Annotated in this window: 27 protein-coding genes, 1 tRNA gene and 1 pseudogene; 15 read left to right on the forward strand and 14 right to left on the reverse strand. The window is 64.8% G+C overall.

Annotated features, from left to right (window positions below; all coding sequences use genetic code 11):
• Positions 1-43: 43 nt before the first annotated feature.
• Complete coding sequence (gene dinB / locus ABIC47_RS00855) at positions 44-1,240, forward strand: DNA polymerase IV (protein WP_354476447.1); 1,197 nt, start codon at positions 44-46, stop codon at positions 1,238-1,240.
• Between the two features lie 105 nt (positions 1,241-1,345).
• Here dinB and ABIC47_RS00860 read toward each other — a convergent pair whose 3' ends face one another.
• Positions 1,346-1,642, reverse strand: coding sequence for a hypothetical protein (locus ABIC47_RS00860; protein ID WP_354476449.1), 297 nt, complete (start codon positions 1,640-1,642; stop codon positions 1,346-1,348).
• A 74-nt stretch (positions 1,643-1,716) separates the two neighbouring features.
• Here ABIC47_RS00860 and ABIC47_RS00865 point away from each other — a divergent pair, with 74 nt between their 5' ends.
• From ABIC47_RS00865 to ABIC47_RS00880, 4 genes are read left to right on the forward strand one after another with little or no spacing between them, the layout of a single operon-like run.
• On the forward strand, positions 1,717-2,319 hold the full coding sequence (locus ABIC47_RS00865; protein WP_354476451.1) for a TetR/AcrR family transcriptional regulator: 603 nt from the start codon (positions 1,717-1,719) through the stop codon (positions 2,317-2,319).
• A gap of 33 nt (positions 2,320-2,352) precedes the next feature.
• Complete coding sequence (locus ABIC47_RS00870) at positions 2,353-2,910, forward strand: dihydrofolate reductase family protein (RefSeq protein ID WP_354476453.1); 558 nt, start codon at positions 2,353-2,355, stop codon at positions 2,908-2,910.
• A gap of 23 nt (positions 2,911-2,933) precedes the next feature.
• On the forward strand, positions 2,934-3,371 hold the full coding sequence (gene arfB, locus ABIC47_RS00875) for an alternative ribosome rescue aminoacyl-tRNA hydrolase ArfB (protein WP_354476455.1): 438 nt from the start codon (positions 2,934-2,936) through the stop codon (positions 3,369-3,371).
• Positions 3,372-3,430: 59 nt separating this feature from the next.
• Positions 3,431-3,637, forward strand: a complete 207-nt coding sequence (locus ABIC47_RS00880; RefSeq protein WP_029042984.1) for a hypothetical protein — start codon at positions 3,431-3,433, stop codon at positions 3,635-3,637.
• A 92-nt stretch (positions 3,638-3,729) separates the two neighbouring features.
• Here the strand turns inward: ABIC47_RS00880 and ABIC47_RS00885 are convergent, their stop codons facing one another.
• The gene (locus ABIC47_RS00885; protein ID WP_018191731.1) at positions 3,730-3,894 is read right to left on the reverse strand and encodes a hypothetical protein; all 165 of its coding nucleotides are present in this window, start codon (positions 3,892-3,894) and stop codon (positions 3,730-3,732) included.
• Between the two features lie 90 nt (positions 3,895-3,984).
• On the opposite strand from ABIC47_RS00885, the gene ABIC47_RS00890 reads away from it, so the two are divergent.
• Entirely contained in the window at positions 3,985-4,662 is a 678-nt protein-coding gene (locus tag ABIC47_RS00890; protein ID WP_354476458.1) for a response regulator transcription factor, read from the forward strand.
• Between the two features lie 524 nt (positions 4,663-5,186).
• Here the strand turns inward: ABIC47_RS00890 and ABIC47_RS00895 are convergent.
• Together ABIC47_RS00895 and ABIC47_RS00900 are read right to left on the reverse strand one after the other, a co-directional pair.
• A complete protein-coding gene (locus ABIC47_RS00895; protein ID WP_354476460.1) occupies positions 5,187-6,587 on the reverse strand; it encodes a hypothetical protein in 1,401 nt (466 codons plus the stop codon).
• A 377-nt stretch (positions 6,588-6,964) separates the two neighbouring features.
• Positions 6,965-7,858, reverse strand: coding sequence for an MT-A70 family methyltransferase (locus ABIC47_RS00900; RefSeq protein ID WP_354476462.1), 894 nt, complete (start codon positions 7,856-7,858; stop codon positions 6,965-6,967).
• A gap of 126 nt (positions 7,859-7,984) precedes the next feature.
• Here ABIC47_RS00900 and ABIC47_RS00905 point away from each other — a divergent pair, with 126 nt between their 5' ends.
• Together ABIC47_RS00905 and ABIC47_RS00910 are read left to right on the forward strand one after the other, a co-directional pair.
• Complete coding sequence (locus tag ABIC47_RS00905) at positions 7,985-9,712, forward strand: AAA family ATPase (protein WP_354476464.1); 1,728 nt, start codon at positions 7,985-7,987, stop codon at positions 9,710-9,712.
• Positions 9,705-11,051 carry a 5-methylcytosine restriction system specificity protein McrC gene (locus ABIC47_RS00910; protein WP_354476466.1) on the forward strand — a complete coding sequence of 449 codons (1,347 nt, stop codon included), beginning with the start codon at positions 9,705-9,707 and terminating at the stop codon, positions 11,049-11,051. The genes ABIC47_RS00905 and ABIC47_RS00910 overlap by 8 nt, the downstream gene beginning before the upstream one ends.
• Before the next feature lie 133 nt (positions 11,052-11,184).
• Here ABIC47_RS00910 and ABIC47_RS00915 read toward each other — a convergent pair whose 3' ends face one another.
• The 3 genes from ABIC47_RS00915 to ABIC47_RS00925 form a co-directional block, all read right to left on the reverse strand.
• The gene (locus ABIC47_RS00915) at positions 11,185-13,356 is read right to left on the reverse strand and encodes an AAA family ATPase (protein WP_354476468.1); all 2,172 of its coding nucleotides are present in this window, start codon (positions 13,354-13,356) and stop codon (positions 11,185-11,187) included.
• Between the two features lie 130 nt (positions 13,357-13,486).
• On the reverse strand, positions 13,487-14,485 hold the full coding sequence (locus tag ABIC47_RS00920; RefSeq protein ID WP_354476470.1) for a restriction endonuclease: 999 nt from the start codon (positions 14,483-14,485) through the stop codon (positions 13,487-13,489).
• A gap of 340 nt (positions 14,486-14,825) precedes the next feature.
• Positions 14,826-14,897, reverse strand: a tRNA-Arg gene (locus ABIC47_RS00925).
• Positions 14,898-15,034: 137 nt separating this feature from the next.
• On the opposite strand from ABIC47_RS00925, the gene ABIC47_RS00930 reads away from it, so the two are divergent.
• From ABIC47_RS00930 to ABIC47_RS00945, 4 genes are read left to right on the forward strand one after another with little or no spacing between them, the layout of a single operon-like run.
• Positions 15,035-15,364, forward strand: a complete 330-nt coding sequence (locus tag ABIC47_RS00930) for a PadR family transcriptional regulator (RefSeq protein WP_020077087.1) — start codon at positions 15,035-15,037, stop codon at positions 15,362-15,364.
• A 2-nt stretch (positions 15,365-15,366) separates the two neighbouring features.
• The gene (locus ABIC47_RS00935) at positions 15,367-15,735 is read left to right on the forward strand and encodes a DUF1048 domain-containing protein (RefSeq protein WP_020077086.1); all 369 of its coding nucleotides are present in this window, start codon (positions 15,367-15,369) and stop codon (positions 15,733-15,735) included.
• The gene (locus ABIC47_RS00940; protein ID WP_354476472.1) at positions 15,732-16,568 is read left to right on the forward strand and encodes an ABC transporter ATP-binding protein; all 837 of its coding nucleotides are present in this window, start codon (positions 15,732-15,734) and stop codon (positions 16,566-16,568) included. Before ABIC47_RS00935 ends, ABIC47_RS00940 begins: the two co-directional genes overlap by 4 nt.
• Positions 16,565-17,335 carry an ABC transporter permease gene (locus ABIC47_RS00945; RefSeq protein WP_018191739.1) on the forward strand — a complete coding sequence of 257 codons (771 nt, stop codon included), beginning with the start codon at positions 16,565-16,567 and terminating at the stop codon, positions 17,333-17,335. The genes ABIC47_RS00940 and ABIC47_RS00945 overlap by 4 nt, the downstream gene beginning before the upstream one ends.
• 127 nt (positions 17,336-17,462) lie before the next feature.
• Here the strand turns inward: ABIC47_RS00945 and ABIC47_RS00950 are convergent, their stop codons facing one another.
• The 5 genes from ABIC47_RS00950 to ABIC47_RS00970 all read right to left on the reverse strand — a co-directional run bounded on the left by ABIC47_RS00950 (position 17,463) and on the right by ABIC47_RS00970 (position 21,264).
• Positions 17,463-17,765 carry a hypothetical protein gene (locus tag ABIC47_RS00950; RefSeq protein WP_354476474.1) on the reverse strand — a complete coding sequence of 101 codons (303 nt, stop codon included), beginning with the start codon at positions 17,763-17,765 and terminating at the stop codon, positions 17,463-17,465.
• Positions 17,766-17,767: 2 nt separating this feature from the next.
• Positions 17,768-18,466: a GNAT family N-acetyltransferase gene (locus ABIC47_RS00955; RefSeq protein ID WP_354476476.1), complete on the reverse strand. Its 699-nt coding sequence runs from the start codon at positions 18,464-18,466 to the stop codon at positions 17,768-17,770.
• 10 nt (positions 18,467-18,476) lie between these two features.
• Positions 18,477-18,992: an HNH endonuclease gene (locus ABIC47_RS00960; protein ID WP_018191742.1), complete on the reverse strand. Its 516-nt coding sequence runs from the start codon at positions 18,990-18,992 to the stop codon at positions 18,477-18,479.
• A gap of 411 nt (positions 18,993-19,403) precedes the next feature.
• Positions 19,404-20,240 (reverse strand): C40 family peptidase, encoded by an 837-nt coding sequence (locus ABIC47_RS00965; RefSeq protein ID WP_354476478.1) that lies wholly within the window; start codon positions 20,238-20,240, stop codon positions 19,404-19,406.
• Between the two features lie 331 nt (positions 20,241-20,571).
• Positions 20,572-21,264: an iron-dependent transcriptional repressor DtxR gene (locus ABIC47_RS00970; protein WP_018191744.1), complete on the reverse strand. Its 693-nt coding sequence runs from the start codon at positions 21,262-21,264 to the stop codon at positions 20,572-20,574.
• Positions 21,265-21,395: 131 nt separating this feature from the next.
• On the opposite strand from ABIC47_RS00970, the gene serC reads away from it, so the two are divergent.
• Entirely contained in the window at positions 21,396-22,511 is a 1,116-nt protein-coding gene (gene serC, locus ABIC47_RS00975; protein ID WP_354476480.1) for a phosphoserine transaminase, read from the forward strand.
• Between the two features lie 7 nt (positions 22,512-22,518).
• Positions 22,519-22,683: pseudogene (locus tag ABIC47_RS00980) on the forward strand (DUF2530 domain-containing protein); the annotation flags it as partial.
• Here the strand turns inward: ABIC47_RS00980 and ABIC47_RS00985 are convergent.
• On the reverse strand, positions 22,603-23,529 hold the full coding sequence (locus ABIC47_RS00985; protein WP_354476482.1) for a DUF3027 domain-containing protein: 927 nt from the start codon (positions 23,527-23,529) through the stop codon (positions 22,603-22,605). The pseudogene ABIC47_RS00980 and the gene ABIC47_RS00985 overlap by 81 nt on opposite strands.
• Positions 23,522-23,902 carry a cold-shock protein gene (locus ABIC47_RS00990; protein ID WP_020077081.1) on the reverse strand — a complete coding sequence of 127 codons (381 nt, stop codon included), beginning with the start codon at positions 23,900-23,902 and terminating at the stop codon, positions 23,522-23,524. Before ABIC47_RS00990 ends, ABIC47_RS00985 begins: the two co-directional genes overlap by 8 nt.
• 56 nt (positions 23,903-23,958) lie before the next feature.
• Between ABIC47_RS00990 and ABIC47_RS00995 the strand changes: the two genes are divergently transcribed.
• Positions 23,959-24,270 carry a hypothetical protein gene (locus tag ABIC47_RS00995; protein WP_018191748.1) on the forward strand — a complete coding sequence of 104 codons (312 nt, stop codon included), beginning with the start codon at positions 23,959-23,961 and terminating at the stop codon, positions 24,268-24,270.
• The last annotated feature ends 19 nt before the right edge of the window (positions 24,271-24,289 follow it).

Genomic DNA, 24,289 nt, shown 5'->3' on the forward strand with positions numbered 1-24,289 from the left:
CGACGATTCCTCTGAACACCCGTTCGATGGATCGGAAGCTGGCATGCGGGGCGAGGCGACCGTGCTGCACGCCGACCTCGACGCCTTCTACGCCTCCGTCGAGCAGCGCGATGCGCCCGAGCTGCGTGGCCGCCCGGTCATCGTCGGCGGCGGCGTTGTGCTCGCGGCCAGCTATGAGGCGAAGGCGCGCGGGGTGCGCACCGCGATGGGCGGCCGGCAGGCGCGGGACCTGTGCCCGGAGGCCGTCGTCGTCCCGCCACGGATGGAGGCGTACTCCGCCGCGAGCAAGGACGTGTTCGCGATCTTCCGCGATACGACCCCGATCGTGGAGGGGCTGTCGATCGACGAGGCCTTCCTCGAAGTGGGTGGACTCCGACGCATCGCCGGCACGCCCGAGCAGATCGCGACCCGGCTGCGGGAACGCGTTCGCGCGGAAGTCGGACTCGCTATCTCGGTCGGGATCCCCCGAACGAAGTTCCTCGCCAAGGTCGCCAGCGCCGTAAGCAAACCCGACGGCCTCATCCTGGTGGAACCCGACCGGGAGCAGGAGTTCCTGCTCCCGCTCCCCGTGGAACGCCTCTGGGGCGTCGGCGCCGTCACCGCGGAGAAGCTCCACCGCCTCGGTATCCGCACCGTCGGTCAGCTCGCCGAACTCGAAGAAGCCACCGCCGAGAGGCTGCTCGGTAGGGCGGCCGGCGCGCACCTGCACGCCCTGGCCCGCCTGCGCGACCCCCGCCCGGTCAACGCGACGAAGCGCCGCGGCTCCATCGGCTCGCAACGCGCACTGGGCAGCCGCCCGCGCACGCCGGAGGAGCTCGACCTCATCCTGACCCAGATCGTCGACCGGCTGGCTCGACGGCTGCGGGATGGGGATCGCACCTGCCGCACGATCGTGCTGCGGCTGCGCTTCGCCGACTTCGCTCGCGCCACGCGATCGCGCACGCTCGGCTTCCCGTCAGACCGCACCTCCGTGCTGCTGACCGTGGCCCGCAGCCTCCTCGCCGCGGTTCAGCCCGAGATCGCCGAGCGGGGAATCAGCCTCATCGGCATCTCGCTCTCGCACCTCGGGCGATCGGACAGCTTCCAGCCCGAGCTGCCCATCGACTGGGATGACGGCGCGCGTCTCGACACCGTGCTCGACGCGGTCCGCGACCGCTTCGGCGCAACCTCGGTCGCGCGCGCCGCACAGCTCGGTCGCGATCCCGGCTGGTCGACGCCGCTGCTCCCCGAACACCAGTAGGGCGACGCTCCCAGTTCGTCGGGGCCTGGGCATCGCATCCCGGACACAGCAAAGGGCGCAGCGAATGCTGCGCCCTTTCTCGTCCGGCTGACGTGGTTGCTGCGGTCAGCGGCTGATGTACTCGCCGTCGGTGTCGTGCTCCAGCGTGTAGTACCGGGTGCTGCCGGTCTGCGCTGACAGTGCCCACACGCGCTCGAAGCGCCCGCCGGTCGAGTCGTACTCGACGACGATGCGGTCTGCAGCGGTGGGGAGCTGCGCGGTCCACTGACGGGGGGAGCCCAGACCCTCGGCCTGGAGTACCACCTGCGGGCCTGCTGCCTGCGGGCGGCTGGTGAGTTCTGCCACCTGCGCGGCGTCCAGCCGAGCCTCGGTGATGGTGCGTTGCGTGAGTTCGACGTTCATTGCGACCTCCAATATAAATAAACGTTTAGTTGTATGGTAGGTCATGTCCAGGCAAAAGAAAAGCGGGAGGCGCCATGGCCAGACGGTACGACCGGGATGAGAGCATCCGCCTGCTCCTGGAGGCGAGTGCCGAGGAGTTCGCGCGCCATGGCGTCGGGGGCGCGCGCATCGAGCGGATCGCCGACCGGGCCGAGGTCAACAAGGCGTCCATCTACTCCTACATCGGCAACAAGGACGACCTGTTCGAGGCGACCCTGCAATCCAAGCTCGGCGAGCTGGCCAAGACGGTGGCCATCCAGTCCGACGACCTCGCCGCGTACGCCGGCGACCTGTTCGACTTCCTCACCGCGGACCCGTCAGTGGCGTGGCTGTTCGAGCAGGAGGGGCTGCATTACGGCGCGGACGACGTGCCCGCCCTTGCGGAGCGGTCCGACTACTTCCAGTCCCGGGTCGCCGCCGTGCGGGCCGCACTCGACAGCGAAGGGGACGCGGACGGCGATGCGGAGGCCACCTTCTTCTCGATCATCGCCATGTGCTACTGGTTCGTGGCAGCGCCACAACTGGTCCGGATGGTGTTCGGCGACGTGTCCGATGAGGAGGCCAAGCGCCGCTACCGCAGCCACGTCGTGGCGACGGCGGAGGCCATGGTCACGCGGCGAGGTAGTACCGTCCCGTAAGTAGGCGCATCGCACATCAAGGGAGAGAACGGGATGAGACCGCTTCGCTACGCCATCAACGTCACCCTCGACGGCTGCTGCCATCACGAAGCAGGGCTTCCCCCGGACGAGGAGTCGATGCGCTACTGGACCGCGGAGATGGAGCGGGCCGACGCCCTCATCTTCGGGCGGGTGACCTACGGGATGATGGAGTCCGCGTGGCGGCGGCCGGCCTCCGGCACCTGGCCCGAGTGGATGAATGAGTCGCAGCTCCCGTTCGCCGAGGCCATCGATGGGACGAAGAAGCACGTTGTATCGAGCACGCTGAACGAGGTCGACTGGAACGCCGAACTGCTGCAGGGCGACGTGGGGCAAGCGGTGGAACGGCTCAAGGAGCAGCCCGGTGATGGCCTGTTCGTCGGCGGGGTGACACTCCCCCTCGCGCTGGCGGATCTGGGGCTGATCGACGAGTACGTGCTCGTCGTGCATCCCATCATCGCCGGGCACGGGCCGACGCTGCTGGCGGGTCTGCGCGAGCGCATCCAGCTGGACCTCGTGGATCGCCAGGAGTTCCGGTCAGGGGTGACCGCGCTGCGATTCCGACCCAGCTAGCGGGAGCGCGGGATGATGGACTCATGCCCGCCCCTCACCGCCCCGGCCTTCAGGTCGACTCGGGACTCACCATCCCCGAGTCCGAGCTGTCGTGGCGGTTCTCGCGGTCGTCGGGCCCCGGCGGGCAAGGGGTGAACACGGCCGACTCCCGGGTGGAACTCGTGTGGGATGTGGCGGGTTCCGCCGTTCTCTCCCCCGCGCAGCGCGATCGGCTCCTCGAGCGTCTGGGCGGTCGCCTCGTCGACGGGAAGCTGACGATCGCCGCATCCGAGCACCGCGCACAGTTGCGCAACAGGGAGGCCGCGCGCGCTCGGCTGGCCGACATCGTGGCCGACACCCTCCGGCCGCCCGCGGCGCCGAGACGACCGACGAGGCCGAGTCGCGGAGCCCGGGAACGGCGCCTGGATGCGAAGAAGCGGCGCACGGACATCAAGCGGCTGCGTCGCCCTCCTCACGACTGAGCGTCTCGGGATTCGGGCGGAGCACCCACGGATCGCCACAGGAGACGTAGCCTCGCATCGTGAAAACGAAGTGGTTGTTCCTCGTCATCGGCATCGTGCTCGTCCTCATCGGACTGCTGTGGACGCTTCAGGGGCTGAATGTGCTCGGTGGTTCGGTCATGAGCGGGTCACCGGTGTGGGGCACCATCGGCCCCATCGTGCTCATCGCCGGTGTCGTGCTGATCATCGTCGCGCTGGTGCGCCGGCGCCGGCGCTCGGACACCTGAGGACACCCGCGTTTTCGGCGGCGAGCTGGATGCCGTGGCCCGGGGACGAAGCGGACGACCGCTCCTCCCCCGCACCGCCTCGGTGGGTTGGGTCAGACGCGCCGGCTTCCCGTGAGCATCCGGACGAGGAAGACGATGGCCGCGATGACGAGGAGCACGATCCCGACCCAGAGCAGGAAGTTCAGCGACGAGACGAACCCTCCCGTGAGCAGGAGGATGATGGCGATCACAGCGATGATGATGAGCAGGATATTCATCAGTTGACCCTTTCTGGTCGGGGGTTGATGGCTCCACGCAACCACCGGCGAGGTCGGGGCGCCTCACCCCTAGGGGTGTAATGTGCGGCCATGTCGGCAGCCCCGGACGTAGCCACGAAGCCGTTCACGATCGCCCTTGTGGACGACTACGACGTCGTGCTGCTCGGCCTCGCGCACATGCTGGATGACTTCCGCGACCGGTTGGTCGTCGCCGAGATCGACGCGAACGCCCGGCTGGATGAGCCGATCGACGTCGTCCTGTACGACGCGTTCGCGCAACCCGAGTCCGGTCACGCGCAGATCGGCGAGCTCGTCAGGAACCCCCGAGCCCGCCACGTCGTCGTCTACACGTGGAACTTCCATCCCGAACTCATCGAGAGCGCCAGCGCTCAGGGCGTCCACGGCTACCTCTCGAAGACCCTCACAGCCTCAGAGCTGGTCGCCGCCCTCGAAGCCGTGAACTCCGGCCAGATCGTGGTGAGCGACTCCCCCGCGCGAGCCCGCAGCGCCGAGGAACTCGACTGGCCCGGCAAAGAGGAGGGGATCACGGACCGCGAGTCCGAGATCCTGGCCCTCATCACGCAGGGCAAGAGCAACGCGGCCGTCGCCGAACTGACGTACCTGAGCCCGAACACGGTCAAGTCGCACATCCGCAGCGTCTACCGCAAGATCGGCGCGAGCAGCCGCACGCAGGCTGTGCTGTGGGGCGTGGAGCACGGGTTTACGCCGGACCACCGGAGGATCGAACGGTGGGTGGGTGGGCGGTGAGGATGGCGGCGCTCTAGGGGCCGGCGTGCTGGGGCCCCTAAACCGCAACGCCCTTTGCGCCCGGCTCGGGTTGAGAGCAAATAGATCGGAACGGGGCCGTAGGCACCGACCGGGCACGCACCCGCAACGTGTCTTCGCCGAAGTACTTGCGGCCCCTTCGGATGGAGCGCTCGGGTGCTCACGACTGCGACTCAGGACTCTCGCTCCTGCATCCAGAGACAGGCCAGACCCCTCACGAGCGGCTCAAGCGGAAACACAGGACCCGCTGTCATATGCGTCCGTCAGTTGCCCAGTCGGTGCAAGAGACTTTCGACCTCGGTCTATGGCGAGATGATCCCGCCTCTTCAAGACCGCGACAGTAGCTGGGCGTGATCGACGAAACGTAGTCATCGTCCTGCCGGAGCGCCACGTGCGTCCGTCACCGCGTCATTGGTTCGGTTGGAGGGCGATGTGGGGGTGGAAGCCTGGCTTGACTTCCACCCCCAAGCCCGTGGTGAACTATGTCGTCATCGTCGGGCTAACGCCTACTTGCCCGAGTTCGCGAGTGCCGCCTGATATGCGGTGGCGACGACCTGATAGGCGAGAGGCGCCTTACCGACCCGCACCGGATCCCAGTCCAGAGCAGAGACTACTGCCTTGTACGCCTCCGCGATCTCTACGAGATGCTCCCGCACGAAGCTAAGCGGTTCGACCCGCCACTCGATGTTGCCGTCGGCGGTTTGGATCATCAGCTCCCGTACGCCGTAGATCACGGGGTACAGGAAGCCGTCCGGGCTAGCGACCGGGATCGGACGGCCCTCGAAGTTCGAGGTCTTCGGCGATTTGGACTGATTCATCTTTTTCACCGCGCCAATCCGGCCGTACTTGCCATCGGCTTTGTTGTACGCGTCAGGAAAAAGTTCCTCAATGAGATCGAACACCTCAGGCATCTTGGCCGCCACCTTCAGCGCACTGCGGACACGCTGGTTGCGCAACTCGAACTTGCCGTCGGCCTGAAACGTGACCGCCTCGAGGCGCATGAGGTCGTCGAACTTGATGAGGGACTCTCCCTTGTTCCGGTAAAGGTTCTGCGGGATCGGAGCAACAACCGGACGCACCCCTTCGTCAGTCGGCATGGGCTCCAAGAGGCTCAAGGGGATCCAGCTCATCGCGATCAAGTCCGAGACCTTCACCGGCTGACCTTCTCCGGTCTTCCATTCGATCCGGGCGCTGATCTTAGGCGGCAAGAGCTGCTTGAGGTCCTCATAGAATCCGGCCTGATTCGACTTGCCGGCGACAACGAGCTCGGCATTGTTGTTCCGCGCCGCACAGATCTCAAGGATCGACGACTGAAATGCGTCTACGATCGCAAGGTCATCGGGGTCGCTCGGCACGATGAGCTCGACAGGGATGAGGAAGGCGAGCTCACCGTCCTCTGTCGATTCGGACTGGCCGAAAGCAGAGGGCTCACCGCGGAGCGTCTTGACCGCCTCGGCCTCGTCCAGCCACAGGGCGCGGAACGAGGCCCAATCCTTTGCCTTGCGGACCTTCGCGTCGGGAACCCCGGCCGCACGGAGGATGTGAATGCCGATCGCCATCGTGTTGTGTCCGCCGTCGAGGATGCCCTCTTTGCCGGGCTCAGTGAAGACCGCCTTCACACGACCGCGGTCGAGGACGTCGAACTCGGTCGCTCCAAGAAGAACACCCTTTGTCTTGAAGGGAAACTCCTTCGGCGTGGTCTGAATGGACTCGATGATCGCGTTGGTGACGCGGCCGACACGGGCCGCCCGGGGATTCGCTTCTAAGTCGAGAGCGTCGATGATCGCAATGAAATGCCGCGCCCGCAAGAATCCTGAGATCCGCGTGATTCCGCCGGCGGTCTGCCGGGCGAGCTGCTCAAACTTGATCGTGACGACGGTAGGGATAGTTGCAGTGTTGAAGGTCATTCTCGTTCTCCTATGTGATGAAGAAGAACCTCTGGCCCGGAAACCAAAAAAGCCGACTTGCGTCGGCTTCTGATATCTCAATCGTGCGGGATGCGCGGTCTTTGGGTTATCCAGAAGCCCTTTCGGACTTGCAGTAGTTGTCGCCACTCCTCACGGAGCGGCCGGTGTTGCGGTATTGCCCTGCCTTCCTTGCGGAAAGCAGTTTTAGGATGGCAGGTGGCCGCGATCCTGTCAAGCAAGACCTGTCGCCCGCTCCCGTTCGTCAGGATCCTGACAGCGAATCACTCTTAGTACCCATTGCCGCAGGCGGGCCCGCCTGCGGCAATGGGCACGGGACCTTTCGGCACACCTTTGCGATGGCTTGCTTCCCTGTCGGGCTATCCGTGTGTCCCGCCGCGAGCTCTCAGGTCCGCACCGGCGTGCTGAAGTAGCGTGCGCACGCGCTGGATGCTGTACCCGGTCGTTGACGCAATATCGCGAATGCTTTGGCCGGAGTCGTAAAACGCCCGCACAAGCTTTGCGAGCTCGTCCGCCGCTTCGCCGTCGATGCGCTGGTGTGGTGCGAGTTTCGGTGCCTGATCGGGTAGCCAGGCACGATCTATCTCGCCTCCGCTGTACCCCTTCTGCTCACGCCCTCGCGGGTCGACTTCGTCCGGCGCTTCGTCCCCAAACACATGCCACCCTGGTTGCGCGCGGCGAGCGAACATCTCAAGGAACGGCCCAGGCGAGCACGCCTCGATGAGAGGGTAGAACTCATCCGGCTTGCGGCTGTGCTCGCGCTTTCGGGTCTCAACCATGTTCACCTGCGAACGCGCCGGGGCCAATGTGCGCATAGAGCCACGCACTCCGAAAAGCAGAATTTCGGTGACGTTCCGAAAATAGAAACCCACTCCCCGGCCGTCCGGACCACCATCCTTACGTCGCTTGGCCCAGATGATGTTGCTGATGTAGCGAAACCCCCACGACTCCATGACGGCGAGGCCATCCGGGAGGAGCGCGTTCGGTACCCACAGGTAGAGGTGCGCGTTCTTCGCGACGTGATCTGCGACCGGCAGCGCCTTGATCGAATCGAGCGTCATCGTCGAGTAGCGGTCGAGGCGCCGGTGCTCGGGGGCGACCTTACCGGTCCTATTTTGGAATTGCCACGGCGGGTCGGCGTAGACAGTCTTGAACCCGCCTTCGACCGTCGGTAGCGGCGGGGGTGCTTGCTCCTGACGAAGCGGTGCGATGGTTCTCTGGCGAGCGCGAGTCGGCTCGACGATCGATGTCACAGTGCGGTCTCCAACTTGGATCTTGGGAATGACCCTACTTTAGATCTTGCCTCCGACCTTGTATGCGCCGGACGCCGCGTATGTCGCAATCCACGACGCCCGACAAGCCACCGATAGCATCAGCCCATGGATGTCGGCCTTGAACATATGTCCCTGACACGGAACACAACCCTCGCGAGTCTGACGACCACCGCGGGGGCGATCACGCCCGGAATGACCCTGCAGCAGGTGATGGATATTGCCGACGCCAACAGCGCGGAGTCAGCCTCGAGCTGGATCGAGAGCATGTTCACCTTCAATAACGGGGTGCTTGCGGACGACGCATGGCTCCGGGCCGCACGCGCCGGCGACACGGACACCGCTAACGCACTGGCCTGGGCGGCCCGCGTTTTCGCAGAACCCCGAATTGCCGAGGTGGTGGAAGACACCCTAGCTGGCGTGGACGGGACATTTGATCCAGCCGGTTTCTCGACGGATGTCGTCGAGCAGGCGTTCGAACGCCTTGGAGTCGGAGCGCAGGCTCGTAAAGCAGCCTCGTCGCTTATGAACCAGGCCGCCGCTGTCCCTCTCTTCCAACCCCAGCGCTTTGGTTCGACGATTGTGCAAGCGACCCGTTTCCTGCCCACGGCGCAGTTTGTGCCTGCTGTGGTCGAATTCCTCGAGGAGCGCATCCGTGGCCAGGTAAGCAAAGTGGTCGCGAAGCGGGGAGACTCGGTCGAGCTCGCCCTTCTATGGAAAACGAACCGTTGGTTCGGACTGACCAAGGACGAGTTCCGCGCAGCGGCGCATCCCCGCGTGACCACGTCCCTGTCATCGCGGGATGCACTCCCACCCGGCTTGCGCGTGCTGCATGAGGAAGCGCGTCGGAGAAAGCAGGTCGTTTTGCAGGGCGCACCCGGTACCGGCAAGACCTATATCGCCAAGCGCTACGTCGAGTGGGCATCCGCTGGACGCGGCAACGATTCGAACCTCTCGGCCATCCTTGCAACCCTGCCAGCAAATGAGCGCAACCCGTCTGACGTCGCGCAGGCAGCCATCCGACAGGGACTCACCGCAGTTTGGGACATTGCGCAGTTCCACCCCAGCTACGGGTACGAAGACTTCGTCCGAACCCTCGCACCAGCGCCGACCGCCAACGGCGTTACTTTCCGCGCCGAGCACCGAGTGCTTAGCTTTCTCGCTGCGGTCGCTGTTGAGTTGCGTGAGTCCGGGAGCGACTGCGACGTGATACTCATCGTCGACGAAGTTAACCGGGCAGACATCGCGAGGGTATTCGGGGAGCTTCTTTATGCCCTCGAGTACCGTGATTCCCCGGTTCGCACGCCCTACACGGTGGATGGCGACGCCTCCATGACCCTCCCCTCGAATCTCATTTTGCTTGGGACCATGAACACCGCCGACCGCTCGATAGCGCTCATCGATTACGCCCTGCGACGGAGGTTCACTTTCATTGACCTAGAACCAGATGGCGCCGTCATCGACAACGCTGCCTGGCGTGGCACCACTGATCGAGACGCGGCTCGACACCTGTTTGATGCCGTTTCAGGGTTATTCACGCCGGCCGATAACAATGTCGCACTCGCGGTCGGTCACTCGTACTTCCTGCCCTCGGGCGACGCCGTAACGGAAGCGGACTCTCTTAGCTCCGTGGCGCGAAGGTTCGCGTACGAGGTCGTCCCCCTGCTTAATGAGTACGCGGCGGAGGGGCTTGTCGACGCGACCAAACTCGCCTCCGCGCTGAGCACCGTCGGTGTCGTGGGCAATACGGACAAGCAGGAGGCAGTTGAAGACGCCCTGTTGCTGTGGCTCACCGAGGCGGAGCCAATTGAGGCTGAACCTCTCGGCAATGAGTGACCACACTAAGGCTGCGGATTGGTTTGTCGGCAAACCGATTCTGGAAATTGTCGAACAATCAACGGTTCGCGCCACGGACGCACTCGTTGCTTCCATCGCGTCCGACCGCTGGCAGGACCTCAACCTGTCATTCCAGAAGACGCCTGGGGACGCCGATTGGCTGGTACGGGCCAGCGACTTCACAGGCATAGCGCGGCTCAACATCCACGGAGATCCCGTCCATCTCCGGGTCAGTCCGAAAATCGACGGACTCGACCTCTTCTTCCTCGCCGATTGGGCCTACGGAACCCAGAGCGTTGGCAAGAAGCTCAAGGACGCGAGGGCGAACCTCGCGGCGCTGCGATCCGAGCCGGCCGCTTGCTTGCTCGGCTGGTACGTCGCCGAAGTTCTGACGTTTGCAACGCGCTGGCTTCGTCGGGGCTATGTGGTTCGCGAAGAAGACCTAGTTGGCCGCGTGCGCGGTCGGATCGACGTCGCACGGTACCTAAGCCGGTCTGTTGCTCAGGGACGGCCGCACGTAATTCCCGCTCGTTTCACCGAACCCTCGCAAGACACCCACGCCAACCGCTATTTGAAGGCCGGGCTGCGCCATGTGGCAGTGCTCTCACGCAGTGTTCCACTTGAGAATGCCCGCTTATCGCTCGATGAGCTAACCCGTCGTGCTCTGTCGTTGTTCGCTGGAGTGGGGGATGTGCCTGCTCGTCCGGAGGACGCGCACCGCTTCAACCTTTCCGGCCCCCTTCGCCACTATGGGCCGATCGTGAAATTTACCACCGCCCTTCTGGAAGGCGCGTACGTATCCACCGAGATCGGCGGCCACGCTCAAGACGCCATCATGTGGTCACTCAATGGTCTGTACGAACAAGCACTGGGCAACGTGCTTGACGCGTGGCCCGGTGCGTCTCGGGTGCGCGGCCGCCACCGCGCTACCCTTCTCAGCACCGACGGAGCCGTCAACGGGTCAACGCCAGTGAAACCCGACTATGTCGTACGGCGCGCGGATGGCGTCGAGCTTGTCCTCGATGCCAAGTACAAGAACGTCATACCCGCCGCCAGTCCAATAAATGACGAGACAATTGACCTCACACCAGCGCGTGGACAACGCATTCGCGTACGACGGGCCGACATCTACCAGGTAGTCGCATACGCACGTCACTCGGGCTTGAGAACCGAAAAAGTAGCTCTCCTATACCCGATCTCCCTGGCGGCTGGCGACGCGTATCCGGGCCCCCTCCACGTCAAGGAGTTCGACCCTGTCTGCCATCTGGTGTTCTTCGATGTCGGGCCGAATGCAGACGCGCACCGTGAGGATCTCTACCGCGCGCTCGACCAGATCTAGATCGCTTCAACCATCTGCGTATCGAGGGAGCCAAAGGAATTCTCCGACGAGGGAATGGGAATCCAAGAAACCATGCGCGATGACAATCAAGGATGAGCAACAAACGGAACGGTGTGGAGTTAAGCGGCCGCGCTCATTGTGAATCGAGCGCCTTGACCTCGGTGAGCAACCGCACGAGGTGTTCGTCCGACATGTCTAGGATCGGCTCGTACATAAAGGAGTTCACGTGGATGTGTTCAGGTGTCATTAGGACGACACCATCGATGGTCCTGATCGCGAGCACTTCAGAGGGAAAGTCCTTCTTGTATCGCGCCAGAAGCTGCGGCGTCTGATTTGCACGCACTGCGGCGAGAAACTCCGGATCGTTGATCGCTTCGACCATGTGCTTCTCAGCCGTAATGCGAATGGCGATCGAAAGTGCGATCTTGTTCGACAGGTTCAAGCTGGTGCTGTCGCCGACACAGGCGTCGGCCTGTTCCATGACCATCTGGATGACGGCACCGGCCTGGTCGTGCCATTGCTCGAATGTGCCGAACAGCTTATTGAAGATGGCGTCGAGGTCCGCCTGAGTGATCGATGCCGTGTCGGCTTTCCAGTGCAGGAGTGACGTGAGCTTTACGTAGTCGGGGTCTTCCTCCCCACGGGTGTACTCCAGCAGGTTGCGGATGAACGGGATGGCGGCGACCCGCTTGCTCGCGTCGACAAAGAAGTTGGGTTTGAAGTCCTTGATAAACGGATTCTTGATGCCTGCAGCCTTGACGAGGGCGACACCTTCCTCGGTCTTCTGGGCCATCAAGCACTGGTTGTACGGGACAAAACGACTTTCGAGCGTTCTATAGAAGTCAAAGTTGTGCGTTAGCACCACCAGTCGAAAGTTGGCGACGTCCGCGATGTCCTTTAGATACTGGATGATCGCGTACTTGTTCTTGTAGTCGAACGAGTCGGCGATGTCATCCACGATGAAAATCGTCTCTCCCGGTTGATTCTTGCGCCGCTCGACTTCGAACAGAACATTCAGGATGTATAGAGCCTTCTTCTCGCCGGTACTGAGCACCTCGAGGAGATCGTCGCGCTCCACTTCGACGCTATCGCCTTGGTCCTCGAACTCGAAGCCGAGCTTCGCCACTGTGTCGAGGCCGAGCACGACGTTGGTGCGGTTCTTTGCTGCGAGGGTGAACGGAACGAAGAACCGCCGGTTAAAGATCTCGATGACTTCTTCCCATTGGCCTCGCTGTGCCGCCGCTGCCGCCTGAATCTCCTTCTTTCGGACTTCAGCACCCCGGAAGCACGCAACGGCCTCACTGTAGAGTCCCTCATTTGCCTTGAGATAGGACTTCCACACTCGTTCTTTGAACCGGTCAACGTTGATGAGCTCAGGCAGTATGGACTGGTTCTCAGAAATGAAGTCCCAGAAGCGGCGAACCTCTGCATTTCGCGTGAGCTTAGTTTCGATCGCGGCGAACGTCTTACGAAGCGCGGGGTCATCGCTGATCCGGTCCTTCTCGAAGTTGATCAGATCAACCAAATCCTTCTGACTACGGACGGCTTTACCTTCCGAACCGTCATGGAGGATGACCGTATGGTGGGCGTCGAAGAAGCCGTTGGCACCCAGACTCTTCGCGATAGTTTCGGCGTTGTAATAGCTGAATGTGTTGCGACTGAAGTAGGTCGAGGCGTCGAGAAGCTCCTCGAATCGTTGCACGTAGTCGGCCAGAGTCTCGGCAAAGTCGTTCGTGGCGAGGAGAGTAAGTACTTTATCGTCGAAGAGCGTGTCGTATGGCAGTTCTGCGTAGGGTGCTTCCTCATCTTGAAGTTCTTCCTCTACGCGCAGCAGCGAACGGAAGAAGCTCTGGTCGTCCCTCGTGAAAGCGAGAGATACCTCCCGTACTACGTCTTTCTTAGTAGATGCCTGAACCTTCAGGGCGGCGACGAGCTTTGCCTGCGCCTCATTGATCCCCCGCTGCAACTTCTCGTACTCGTTGCGAAGGACCTTGTCGACCAGTAGCGTCGACGTCTCTTCGGTCGGGCCGATCTCCTCGTCATAAGACACGATGACGACGACCTGGCTGGGGTCGATGGCTACACCGTCTTGGTCAGTGATTTTCCGCGAGCTTGCGCGCTCGGGGAACAAGTGATCTGAAGACTCCACCCCACGCGAGAGGTCTCCGAAGGTGCGTGCGAACGATGTCTTCATGAGACCGTTCGGCGCGTAGATTGCAGCGGCGCTAGCGTCCTTGAAGTTGATCTCGGAATCTAGTTGATGAATGCCATGGCAGTTGGTGAGCTCTATCTTGAGTTTCTTCATCTCGCCTCGACTCGCATCCTGTCAATTGTCGGGGCGCCTGGAGGCGCACCGCCGGAATCGTCCTTGTGGAGATCGTCAGACAACGGTACCGGGCGCGAGTGCGGATAGTGGTTGGTGACGCCACACCTCCTCAGCCAATTAGATCGATCCCGATTGCATCAAGCACCTGATGGAGCAAAGGATCGTTTGAGGCGCGATGCCGCAGGTCTGCGTCCCGCAGCAACTGAGTGACCTGCTCGGAGGATGGTTTTCGTAGCCAGTCGCGACTGCCAAACGATTGGTCTGGCGCTGCCAACCCGAGCGCAGTCTCTAGATCCGGGCGAATCGCAACGAGTTGGATTTCTGCGCCTGAGACATGACTACGAGATCGGAGTTCGCGTTTGAGCTCTTCGAGGGTGGGTGCCCCCCAGTTCGCGTCCACGACGACTAAGATCGACTGCGCGGCCCCCGACTCGACCAGGGACTCCAGCAGCGGCGGTATGTTCGAAGGCCCGCCTGCTGCGACAATTTTGACCGTCGTCGGCGCACCGAGCAGGCGTTGGGCCGCTCGTAGGTAACGGGCATCCACCTGCCCCTCCACAACCACCACGCGATTTCCGAGCGGGGACGTCGCGATGTCTGGCGTGACCTCCAGGGACAAGAAAGGCGTTCCAGAGTCTCCGGCGGCACGTAGCTTTCGCGTTAAGGCCTCAACCACCATCAGCCGCGAGTCGACGAGCGTCCTGATGTCATCACCGTCGGCGAGAACGATATTCAACTCTTTGCCAGCGACCAACGCGTCGACGGCGTCAGGGCTGTATCCACCGACACTAATAAAGAGGCCGAGGGTGCCCACGAGCTTCCCATCAACCTTGCCCTTGAATTGATAGAGGCTGGACGCGGGTTGCGGATCGCTCGTCCATTTAGCCTCGATAAGTATGGTTCGGCCCTCGAACCAGATCGACCCGTCGATTTCCTCTCCCGTGGGCCTATAGCTGAGGCGCGGTCGAAGGTCTGCCTCATCGAACATTGCGCTCAAGAGACGCTCAAATTGGCGTCCACGCGCGGCTTTCTCTTGAGCAGAGGCGCTGTCTGGAAGTGCGTCAGCGTCACGGAACGCTTGACGCCAATCGACGATGCTTTCGCTCACGCTTCATTCATACAGCAGCGACGGCCCTCGTGAGCAGGTCGTTCACGAGAGCGTCGCCTGAGTAAATCGGGTTCGGGTTGGGCGAAGACGTTTGCGCAAGAGACGCTCGCGTGAGACCCACCCGCAGCGGCGCGCGATGGTTGGGGCTCAAACGCACGGGCGACGGGCGCGTGGAGTTCGGACACGGGATGCAAATCAACGTTCTGCCAGCTCAGTGTTGCTCTAGAGGTTCCGCTGAGTCTTTGGCGCTCGTGTGGGCAATTGTGGGCAAGAAGTGCATTGCCCGCAGAACGGGTCCAGTGAAAATGCGGCCTGAACAGCGACTTGATTGGACTCCAAGTGCCCCTGGAGGGACTCGAACCCCCAACCGTTTCCTTAGGACGGAACTGCTCTTCCATTGAGCTACAGAGGCTGGCCCGTCGAGTCTACCGAACCCCACGCCATCACCTTTCAAAAAAAACACTATTCAGTGTTGCTATCTACCGGTACTCATGCTTACTATGTACCGGTAATCAGCAACACTGACTAGCAAGCAGGAAGGAGGGTCCCATGGGCAAGCAAGAGACCGAGATGCTCAAGGGGACGCTCGAGGGCATCGTGCTCGCCATCCTGTCGCGTCGGCCCGCATACGGGTACGAGATCACCGCATGGCTGCGCGACCAGGGGTTCGCCGACATCGCGGAGGGCACGATCTACGCCCTCCTCGTCCGGGTCGAACAGCGCGGGCTGGTGGATGTCGAGAAGGTTCCATCCGAGAAGGGTCCGCCCCGCAAGGTGTACTCCCTCAACGCCCGGGGTCGTGACTACCTCGAAGAGTTCTGGAGGACGTGGAGCTTCCTCGCAGAGCGGATCGAACAGCTCCACGAAGGAGACAACTGATCATGGCAGCGAAGTGGATCGAGACGATCACCGGATCCCTCGAACAGAAGAAGCAGTACCGGCAGTACAAGGCCCGCGTGCAGGCCCTGCCGGAGCCGTACCGCGGCGCCGCGAAGGCGTTCGAGCGGTACTTCATGTACAACGGCGGCATCACCGACGGCGACACGCTCGTCACGATGCTCACCGATTTCGCCGACATGTGGGAGCGCGCCGCCATCGACGGCACGCCGATCAGCGAGCTCGTCGGGGGCGACCCCATCGACTTCGCCGAGACCTACACGGAGTCGTACGGCGGCGTGAAGTGGATCGACAAGGAGCGGGCCCGCCTCATCAAGGCGGTCCAGGAGGCAGAACAGGAGGAGAAGAAATGAGCGCAACCGCGATCAGCGTCCGCGGCATCCAGAAATCGTTCAAAGACATCGAAGTGCTCCGCGGGGTCGACTTCGACGTGCAGGCGGGCACCATCTTCGCCCTGCTCGGCTCCAACGGGGCCGGCAAGACGACGCTGGTCCGCATCCTCAGCACCCTCCTCCGCGCCGACAGCGGCACCGCCACCGTGCAAGGGGTGGATGTGGCGGCCAAGCCGGGCGACGTCCGCGGCGCGATCAGCCTCACCGGGCAGTTCGCGGCGGTGGATGAGGTGCTCAGCGGACGCGAGAACCTCATCCTCATCGCCAAACTCCGCCACCTGAAGGACCCGGCCGGCATCGCCGACGACCTCCTCGCCCGCTTCTCGCTCACCGACGCGGGCAAGCGCAAGGCCGCCACCTACTCCGGTGGGATGCGGCGCCGGCTCGACATCGCGATGAGCCTGATCGGCAACCCGCCGATCATCTTCCTCGACGAGCCGACCACCGGACTCGACCCGCAGGCGCGGATCGAAGTCTGGGACACGGTCAAGCGCCTCGCCGGGCAGGGCACCACGGTGCTGCTCACCACGCAGTACCTGGACGAGGCCGAGCAGCTCGCCGACCGGATCGCCATCCTCCACAAGGGGACGATCATCCAGAACGGCACCCTCGACGAGCTCAAGCGGCTGCTCCCGGCCGCGAAGGTCGAATACGTCGAGAAGCAGCCGACGCTCGAGGAGGTCTTCCTCGCCCTCGTCGGCGACACGGGAGACGACAGCGGCGAGAACGCCGACACCGACACCACCACCGACCGCACCGACGGCGCGGCCGCCACAGGAAGGAAAGCACGATGACCGCCACCGTTCTCAGCGACACCGGTGTGCTCACCGGGCGCTCGCTCCGCCACATCCTCCGCAGTCCCGACACCATCATCACCACCGCGGTCACGCCGATCGCCCTGATGCTGCTGTTCGTGTACGTGCTCGGTGGGGCGATCAACACCGGCTCCAGCAGCTCGTACGTCAACTACCTGCTGCCCGGGATCCTGCTCATCACGATCGCCTCCGGGGTCGCGTACACGTCGTACCGGCTGTTCCTCGACCTGCAGGGCGGCATCTTCGAGCGGTTCCAGTCGATGCCGATCGCCCGCAGCAGCGTGCTGTGGGGGCACGTGCTCACGTCCGTGGTCGCCAACATCGTCTCCATGGCGATCGTCATCGGCGTCGCACTGATCATGGGCTTCCGCACGGGAGCGTCGGTCTGGGCCTGGCTCGGAGTCGCCGGCATCCTCATCCTCTTCACCCTCGCCCTCACCTGGCTCGCGGTCATCGCGGGACTGTCGGCGAAGACAGTGGATGGGGCCAGCGCCTTCAGCTACCCGCTGATCTTCCTGCCCTTCATCAGCTCGGCGTTCGTTCCGACCACGTCGATGCCCGGCCCGGTCGCCTGGTTCGCCGAGAACCAGCCGGTCACGTCCATCGTCAACACCATCCGGGCGCTGTTCGAGCAGCAGCCGGTCGGCAGCGACATCTGGATCGCCCTCGCCTGGCTCGTCGGCATCCTCGTCATCGCGTACGCCTTCGCGATGGTCATCTACCGCCGCAAGATCACCGCGGGTTGACCGGGGTCACCGCTGCCGGCCCCGGCACCGAACGGAAGGTTCCGACAGGACCTTCCGCTTCGGTCGTTAAGCCGCTCCGCACCGCCTGCGTCGCCCGCCGCCGAGAACCGATCACCGAGATACTGAGTCACTCCTCGCCGTTCGCGACCGTCTCGATCCAATCCGTCTCCTCGTCAGAGAGATACAGGCCGTCCGGGCCACCATCGCCGTCCTCCGCGGAGCCCGCGGTCAGAACCCCGCCGGCCGCGACAATCTCATCCGCCATCGGCTCGGGAACGGCATCCCCGTTGTTGGCGATCAGCCACGCCCTCGTCGCTTCAGTCAGCTGGGGCCACCACTGCTCGATATCCATGACGGGAGTGTCCCACCGCGAGACTGCGTGCGGCACGCGCACCAGCGAAACTCCTGTCTTGGGGTTCGCGCCGCTCATGGCTAGAGGCTCAGCCTGATCCCGAGGTTCTCCCCGCGGTCCTCGAAGCCGAGCGACCGCGCCAGAGAACGCGAGGCCGCGTTGCTCGCCAGGCTCCTCCAGCGGGCGATGCCCGCCAGCTCTATCGCCTCGTTCACCGCCGCCGCGGCGACCCGGCGGCCATACCCTCTCCCCCGGGCACTCGGGAGGGTGAGCACGCCGATGTCCGACGGCTCCGCCATCCAGACGCTCAGTCCGGCCGCAGCAACGAGCCGACCGTTCTCCCGCATCCCGAACACCGTGGTCGCATCCGCCAGGCCCGACTCCTCGAACTCGCCCTCCCCGACCTCGTCTGCGAACAGCCGGACGTCCCGCTCGGAGACCACCGCGATGTCACTGGGGTCGGACGCCACGGGGTCGCTGCGGTACGAGTGGATGGCGGGCCCGAGCACGTGCGGAGAGAACGCGTCGAGAGCCACTCGCCAGCGGCCCGCGTCCAACGCGTCCTCGGCGGGAACCGCGTCGAGGATGGGCTCGAGCTTCGCCCGTTCGCGGCCCGGGGCGCGAAGACGCACCACACCGGGTCGGACCAGGACGTAGACCCCTGGCCACGGGTCGCGCGCCCAGGTCGTATGGATGCCCGGCTCCCAGATCCGGGCGACCTCCACCTCGAAGACTTCGGCCCAGTATCCGTCGACGCGCGCCTCGGCCCCCGCTTTCATGCAGGCGTGCTCACCCGGCGAGTTGCAGCTCGTGGCGGCGCCACGGCTCCGTGAACTCCTCCCAGTTGGGGTCGTTCCAGCGCATGCTGATCAGCGACGCCATGTTCAGGTGCGGCTCCTTCAGCTCGAAGGGGAGCTTCCAGCCCAGCTCGCTGAGCAGACGATCCGACTTGACGTTGTTGCAGCGGAAGCAGGCGACGACGACGTTGTCCCACGTGTGCGTGCCGCCGCGGGCGCGCGGGATGACGTGGTCGAGGGTATCGCCGTACTTGCCGCAGTACGCGCACACGTGGCCGTAGCGCTCCAGGGCCGACTTGCGGGTCAACGGGATGCGGCGGTGGGGCACCTTGATGAACTGGTTCAGGAGAACGACGCTTGGCGCATCCAGAACCAGGGAGCGGCTGTGCAGCTGCGCCCCGCTCCCGGCGATCGTCGACGCTTTGCCGCTCAGCACCAGCATGATCGCGCGTCGCGTCGCGATCACGCCGAGCGGCTCGTAGCTGGCGTTGAGAACCAGAGTCTTCATCTGCGGCCTTTCGGGACAAACGGGAGGGTGCTCGGGCAAACAAAAAGGGCACTGTCCGTGCGGACAGCGCCCAAGGAGGAGGCGGCATGGTGGCGGCACGCCACATGGTGGCGGTGGCAGGCCTCGACGTGGTGACGGCAGGCGAGGAAGTCACCCCAGCGGGAGAGCGTGATGCTCGATCCCGTCGGAAGGCCGCGCTCGTCCCACCCGGTCGCCCTCAGCGGCCCGGCGGAACGTGTTCCGGCCATCGGATCCTCCGATTCTGCGGCTGCATGACGCAGCGTCAGAACGCCAGGGTAACCCAGAAACGGCGCGCCACCTATTCGGGGCGCGCCGTTCCGGTGCTGTGGTGCGGAGTGTTCACCGGACGGAAACCGTTCAGGTCCGGTCCGGAGGGGATGCCGACTGGGCTCAGATGCCCAAGCGGACGATGTAGTAGTCGCTGGTCCAGATCGGGCGGATCGAGATCGACCGGCCGGTGTCCGGGGCGTCCATGATGTTGCCGTTGCCGGCGTAGAAACCGTCGTGGCCCGGCATGATCACAAGGTCGCCCGGCTGGGCGTCGGCGATCGAGATGCGCTTACCCATCGCGGCCTGACCCGACACTGAGTGCGGGAGGGAGATCCCGAACTGGGCGTACACGTACATCACGTAGCCGGAGCAGTCGAAGCCCGCGGGGCTGGCGCCGCCGTACACGTACGGGGTGCCGATGTACTGCTGGGCCACCGAGAACACCTGCGAGAGGCTGAAGCTCGGGTACGGCGGGTTGGCGAGGAAGTCGGAGACCGACGGGCCGGTCGACTTGCTCGCGTAAGTGGCCAGCTCGACGGCGGCCTGACGGCGTGCGGCCTCGGCGGCGGCGACCGCAGCGGCGGCGGCCTTCTGCTGGGCCAGCTGCTCCTCGGTGGTCGCGGAGGCGGCGTCACGGTTGACGGTCGACGCGGCCACACCGCCGACCTCGACGGTCTGCGACTGCGCCTTCTTCATCGAGTCGGCGGCGCTGGGGCCGAAGCCCGCGCTCTCGGCGTCGTTCGGGTTGAAAGCGAAAGCAGGGAGGGACATGGTCGCGATGATCCCGGTGGCGACGGTGATGACACCGGCGTTGAGGATCCATCCGCCCTTGCGCTTCTTCTTCGCCTGAGCAGCCGTGGAGCCGGTGGCCGTGCGGACGGCGGTCGAGGCGGCGCGGCCGTTCGTGCGCGCCGGCGACGATGCCGTGCGGGACGACGCTGCGGCCTCACGCTGCACGCGCTGCGCGCGGCGGGAGACAGGGGTCGAAGGGGATGAAGTGATGTCCGTGCTGCTCTGGTCCGGGTTCGAACGGTCCTGGGAGGGACCGGTCGTGCTCGAGTCTGCCAAAGTGTGACCTCCAACGCTCCGGCAGCACTAGGGAGCTGCCCCCGTCCGCACGAGTGGCTTCGGCTTCACGGATCGAGAGACGGGTATAGGGGGGTGGAGCGTCTCGATCCAGGGTCCTGATGGGCCGGGTGGTGGCCCGTTCGGACTCGTAAGAGACTACGGGACGAGACCCCGTTTGTCACATCTTTTTGGCCGCTTTTTAACGAATCGGTAACGGGATTCAGGCGTCGACGAAGATGTGCGCCGCGAGTTCGTTGGGCAGTTCGAGCCCGGTGTCGAACCCGTCGATCTGCACGGCGACGTACGAGCCCGCGGCGGAGAAAGTGCCGGTCGAGCCCGGAAAAACGCCCGCCTGCTTGAGCTGCAGGAGGAGCTCGGGGTCGACCTGGGCGGGCTCGCCCAGACGCCGGATCCTGGCAGTCACCCCGGAATCGCTGCTGCGGACGACGTCGACCAGGTTGATCAGGTTCTCGGTCGAAAGCGACGAGTCGACGGCGCCCAGCTCGCCGAGACCGGGGATCGGGTTGCCGTACGGCGACTCGGTCGGATGGCCCAGCATGGTGAGCAGCTTGCGCTCCACCTGCTCGCTCATCACGTGCTCCCAGCGGCACGCCTCTTCGTGGACGTACTCCCACTCGAGCTCGATGACGTCGCTCAGCAGGCGCTCCGCGAGGCGGTGCTTGCGCATGACGTGGACGGCCTTGCGGCGTCCGTCGTCGGTGAGCTCCAGGTGGCGGTCGCCGGAGACGACGACGAGTCCATCGCGCTCCATGCGGCCGACGGTCTGCGAGACGGTCGGACCGGAGTGGCCGAGACGCTCGGAGATGCGCGCACGCAGGGGGACGATGTTGTCCTCCTCCAGCTCCAGGATGGTGCGAAGGTACATCTCGGTCGTATCGATCAGATCGGTCATGAACCCCTCCACGTGACGGCGCGCGAACGTCGGATATCAGCCTACTTGGTGCGGCTGACAGCCTGGCGCAGGCGCGGGCGGAGCGCCGGTGCGCGCCGTCCTGGACGTGCAACAGCCAATACACTTCAGTTATGCCGGACGTCACGATTCCCTCTGAGCTGCTGCCCGCCGACGGTCGATTCGGATGCGGACCCTCCAAGGTCCGGCCCGAGCAGGTCGCCTACCTGGCCGGCGCCGGTGCGGAGCTGCTGGGCACCTCCCACCGCCAGGCACCGGTCAAGAACCTGGTGGGCCGCGTGCGCGAGGGCCTCGGCGAGCTGTTCCGCCTGCCCGAGGGCTACGAGGTCGTCATCGGCAACGGCGGGTCGACCGCGTTCTGGGACGCCGCGGCGTTCGGTCTCATCGAGAAGCGCAGCGAGAACCTCGTCTTCGGCGAGTTCGGCGGCAAGTTCGCCAAGGCGGCGCAGACCCCGTGGCTGGACGCCCCGCACGTCATCGAGGCGCCGGGCGGATCGCGCAGCGAGGTCGAGGTCGTGGAGGGCGTCGACCTGTACGCCTGGCCGCACAACGAGACGTCCACCGGTGTCATGGCGCCGGTCCGCCGCGTCCACGGCGACGACAGCGCGCTCACGGTGATCGACGCGACCAGCGCCGCCGGCGGGGTCGACCTCGATGTCAGCGAGGCGGACGTCTACTACTTCGCCCCGCAGAAGAACTTCGCGTCGGACGGCGGCCTGTGGCTCGCCATCTTCTCCCCCGCCGCCCTGGAGCGCGTCGAGCGCATCGCGGCGAGCGACCGCTACATCCCCGAGTTCCTCAGCCTCAAGAACGCCGTCGACAACTCGCGCCTCAACCAGACGCTGAACACCCCGGCGATCGCGACGCTGGTGCTGCTCGAGAACCAGCTCGAGTGGATGAACGGCAACGGCGGCCTCGCCTGGGCCGACGCCCGCACCCGCGAGTCGTCTGGCGCGCTGTACTCGTGGGCCGAGTCGGTCGAGTACGCGACCCCGTTCGTCGCCGACCCCGACCACCGGTCGCAGGTCGTCGTCACGATCGACTTCGACGAGCGCGTGGATGCGGCAGCGGTCGCGAAGACGCTGCGGGCCAACGGCGTGGTCGACACGGAGCCGTACCGCAAGCTCGGCCGCAACCAGCTCCGCGTCGCGACCTTCACCGCGATCGAGCCGGCGGATGTGCGCGCCCTGATCGGCTGCATCGAATACGTGGTCGAGCGGCTGGGCTGAGAGCGCGATGCGCCTCTGGCTCCGCGACGACGAACGTCGGCCCGATCCGGTCCCCGTCAAGACGGATGACCGGCGGGCCGTCGTCGTCGGGCTAGCCCTGTGGGTGATCGCCCTCGTCGTCGTGCTGGTCGTCGGCGGACCGGTCGTCGCCTCCGGCACCTGGCTCTGGACCATCGTCGTCGGACTCGTCCTCGGCGTCCTCGGACTCGGCTACCTCACCGTCAAGCGCCGCCGCTGAGGCGTCGGGCTCGTCGTCGTCCGACTCGTCCTCGTCCTCATCCGGCTCGGCGTCATCGTCGTCGTCGTCCGAGTCCTCGTCGTCGGCGTCCTCGTCGGCGAGCGCCGCCGCCTCCTCCGCCTCGAGGTCGAGGTCGGTGTCGACGTCCGTCTCCTCGTCGAAGTCGACGTCGACGCTGTCGATGTCCACGCCGTCCACATCGTCGTCGTCGTGCAGGTCGTGCACGTCGTGGTCGTCCTCGGCGTCGTCGAAGCCCTCCTCGGACTCGTCGTCGCCCTCGTCCTCGTCGTCATCCGCGTCGTCGTCGTCCTCCGACTCGGCCTCCGCACCGGCGTTCGCCTCCTGCGCGGCCTGGTACTCGGCGAGACGCTCCGACCACGGCACCCAGTCGGGCGCGAGCAGCGACCCGTCGCCGGGCATGAGCTCGGCTTCGAGCACGGTCGGCTCGTCGTCATCGCTCGCGCGGCCGACGGTGACGGTCCAGTGCCAGTCCGGGTAACCGGACAGGCGGCTGGCGAACAGCAGGGAGACGACACCCGGCGCCTCGACGACGTGCCCGAGGGGCTCGCCGATCGTGTTCTCCGGAGTGATCTCACTCAGCGCCTGGAGCGCCAACGGGACAGCGGCGAGCAGCTCGGGATCGGCCACCAGCGGTTCGGCCGGCTCCGCATCCTCGATCACCTCGACGATGTCGATCTCCTCGACCTCGACGTCCTCCGGCACCGTCTCACTCTCGACCGCCTCGGCGGCCGGTTCGACCTCGTCGCCGCGCTCAGGCATCCAGGTCGTCCGCGACCTTGCGCAGCACGGCCGCGATCTTCGCGCCGTGCGCCTTGTCGGGGTACTTGCCGCGGCGCAGGTTCGCGCCGATGCCGTCGAGCAGCTTCACGAGGTCTTCGACGATGATCGCCATGTCGTCAGCCGACTTGCGCTTCATCTTCACCAGGCTCGGCGGAGCCTCCAGGACGCGCACGGACAGCGCCTGCGCACCGCGCTTGCCGTCGGCGATACCGAACTCCAGACGGGTTCCCGATTTGACGACGGCACCGGCGGGAAGCGCCGAGGCGTGCAGGAAGACTTCCTGGCCGTCATCGGAGCTGATGAAGCCGAAGCCTTTCTCCTCGTCGTAGAACTTGACCTTGCCGGTTGGCATGGGAACCTCACTTCGCATGGGGGATCGTATGACCAACCTCAATTATCCTTGATTTCGTGACCCAACAGACCCCGCCGCCGGCATCGCGGCTCCAGCGCATCCTTGCGTACATCATCGCTGCGCTCGTCATCGTCTCCCTGGTCTGCATCGCGGCCATCCTCATCGGCACCGCAGCGGGTCAGTTCGCCGCCCAGGGATCGGGTCAGGGCCTCTGGCCGACGGTGTTCTTCTTCCCCTTGGTCGCGCTTCCGATCGCGTTCGTGCTGATCGTCGTGCTGATCATCGTCAGCGCCCGCCGCAACCGCGCTCTCAACCGGGCGAACGGCACGCCCGGCTCTGCGCCCACCGGACCCAAGGGCCGGCGCTAGGGGCCGGGGCGACCGGCGG

This window comes from Leifsonia sp. 563, assembly GCF_040545055.1.
Taxonomy (GTDB): domain Bacteria; phylum Actinomycetota; class Actinomycetes; order Actinomycetales; family Microbacteriaceae; genus Leifsonia.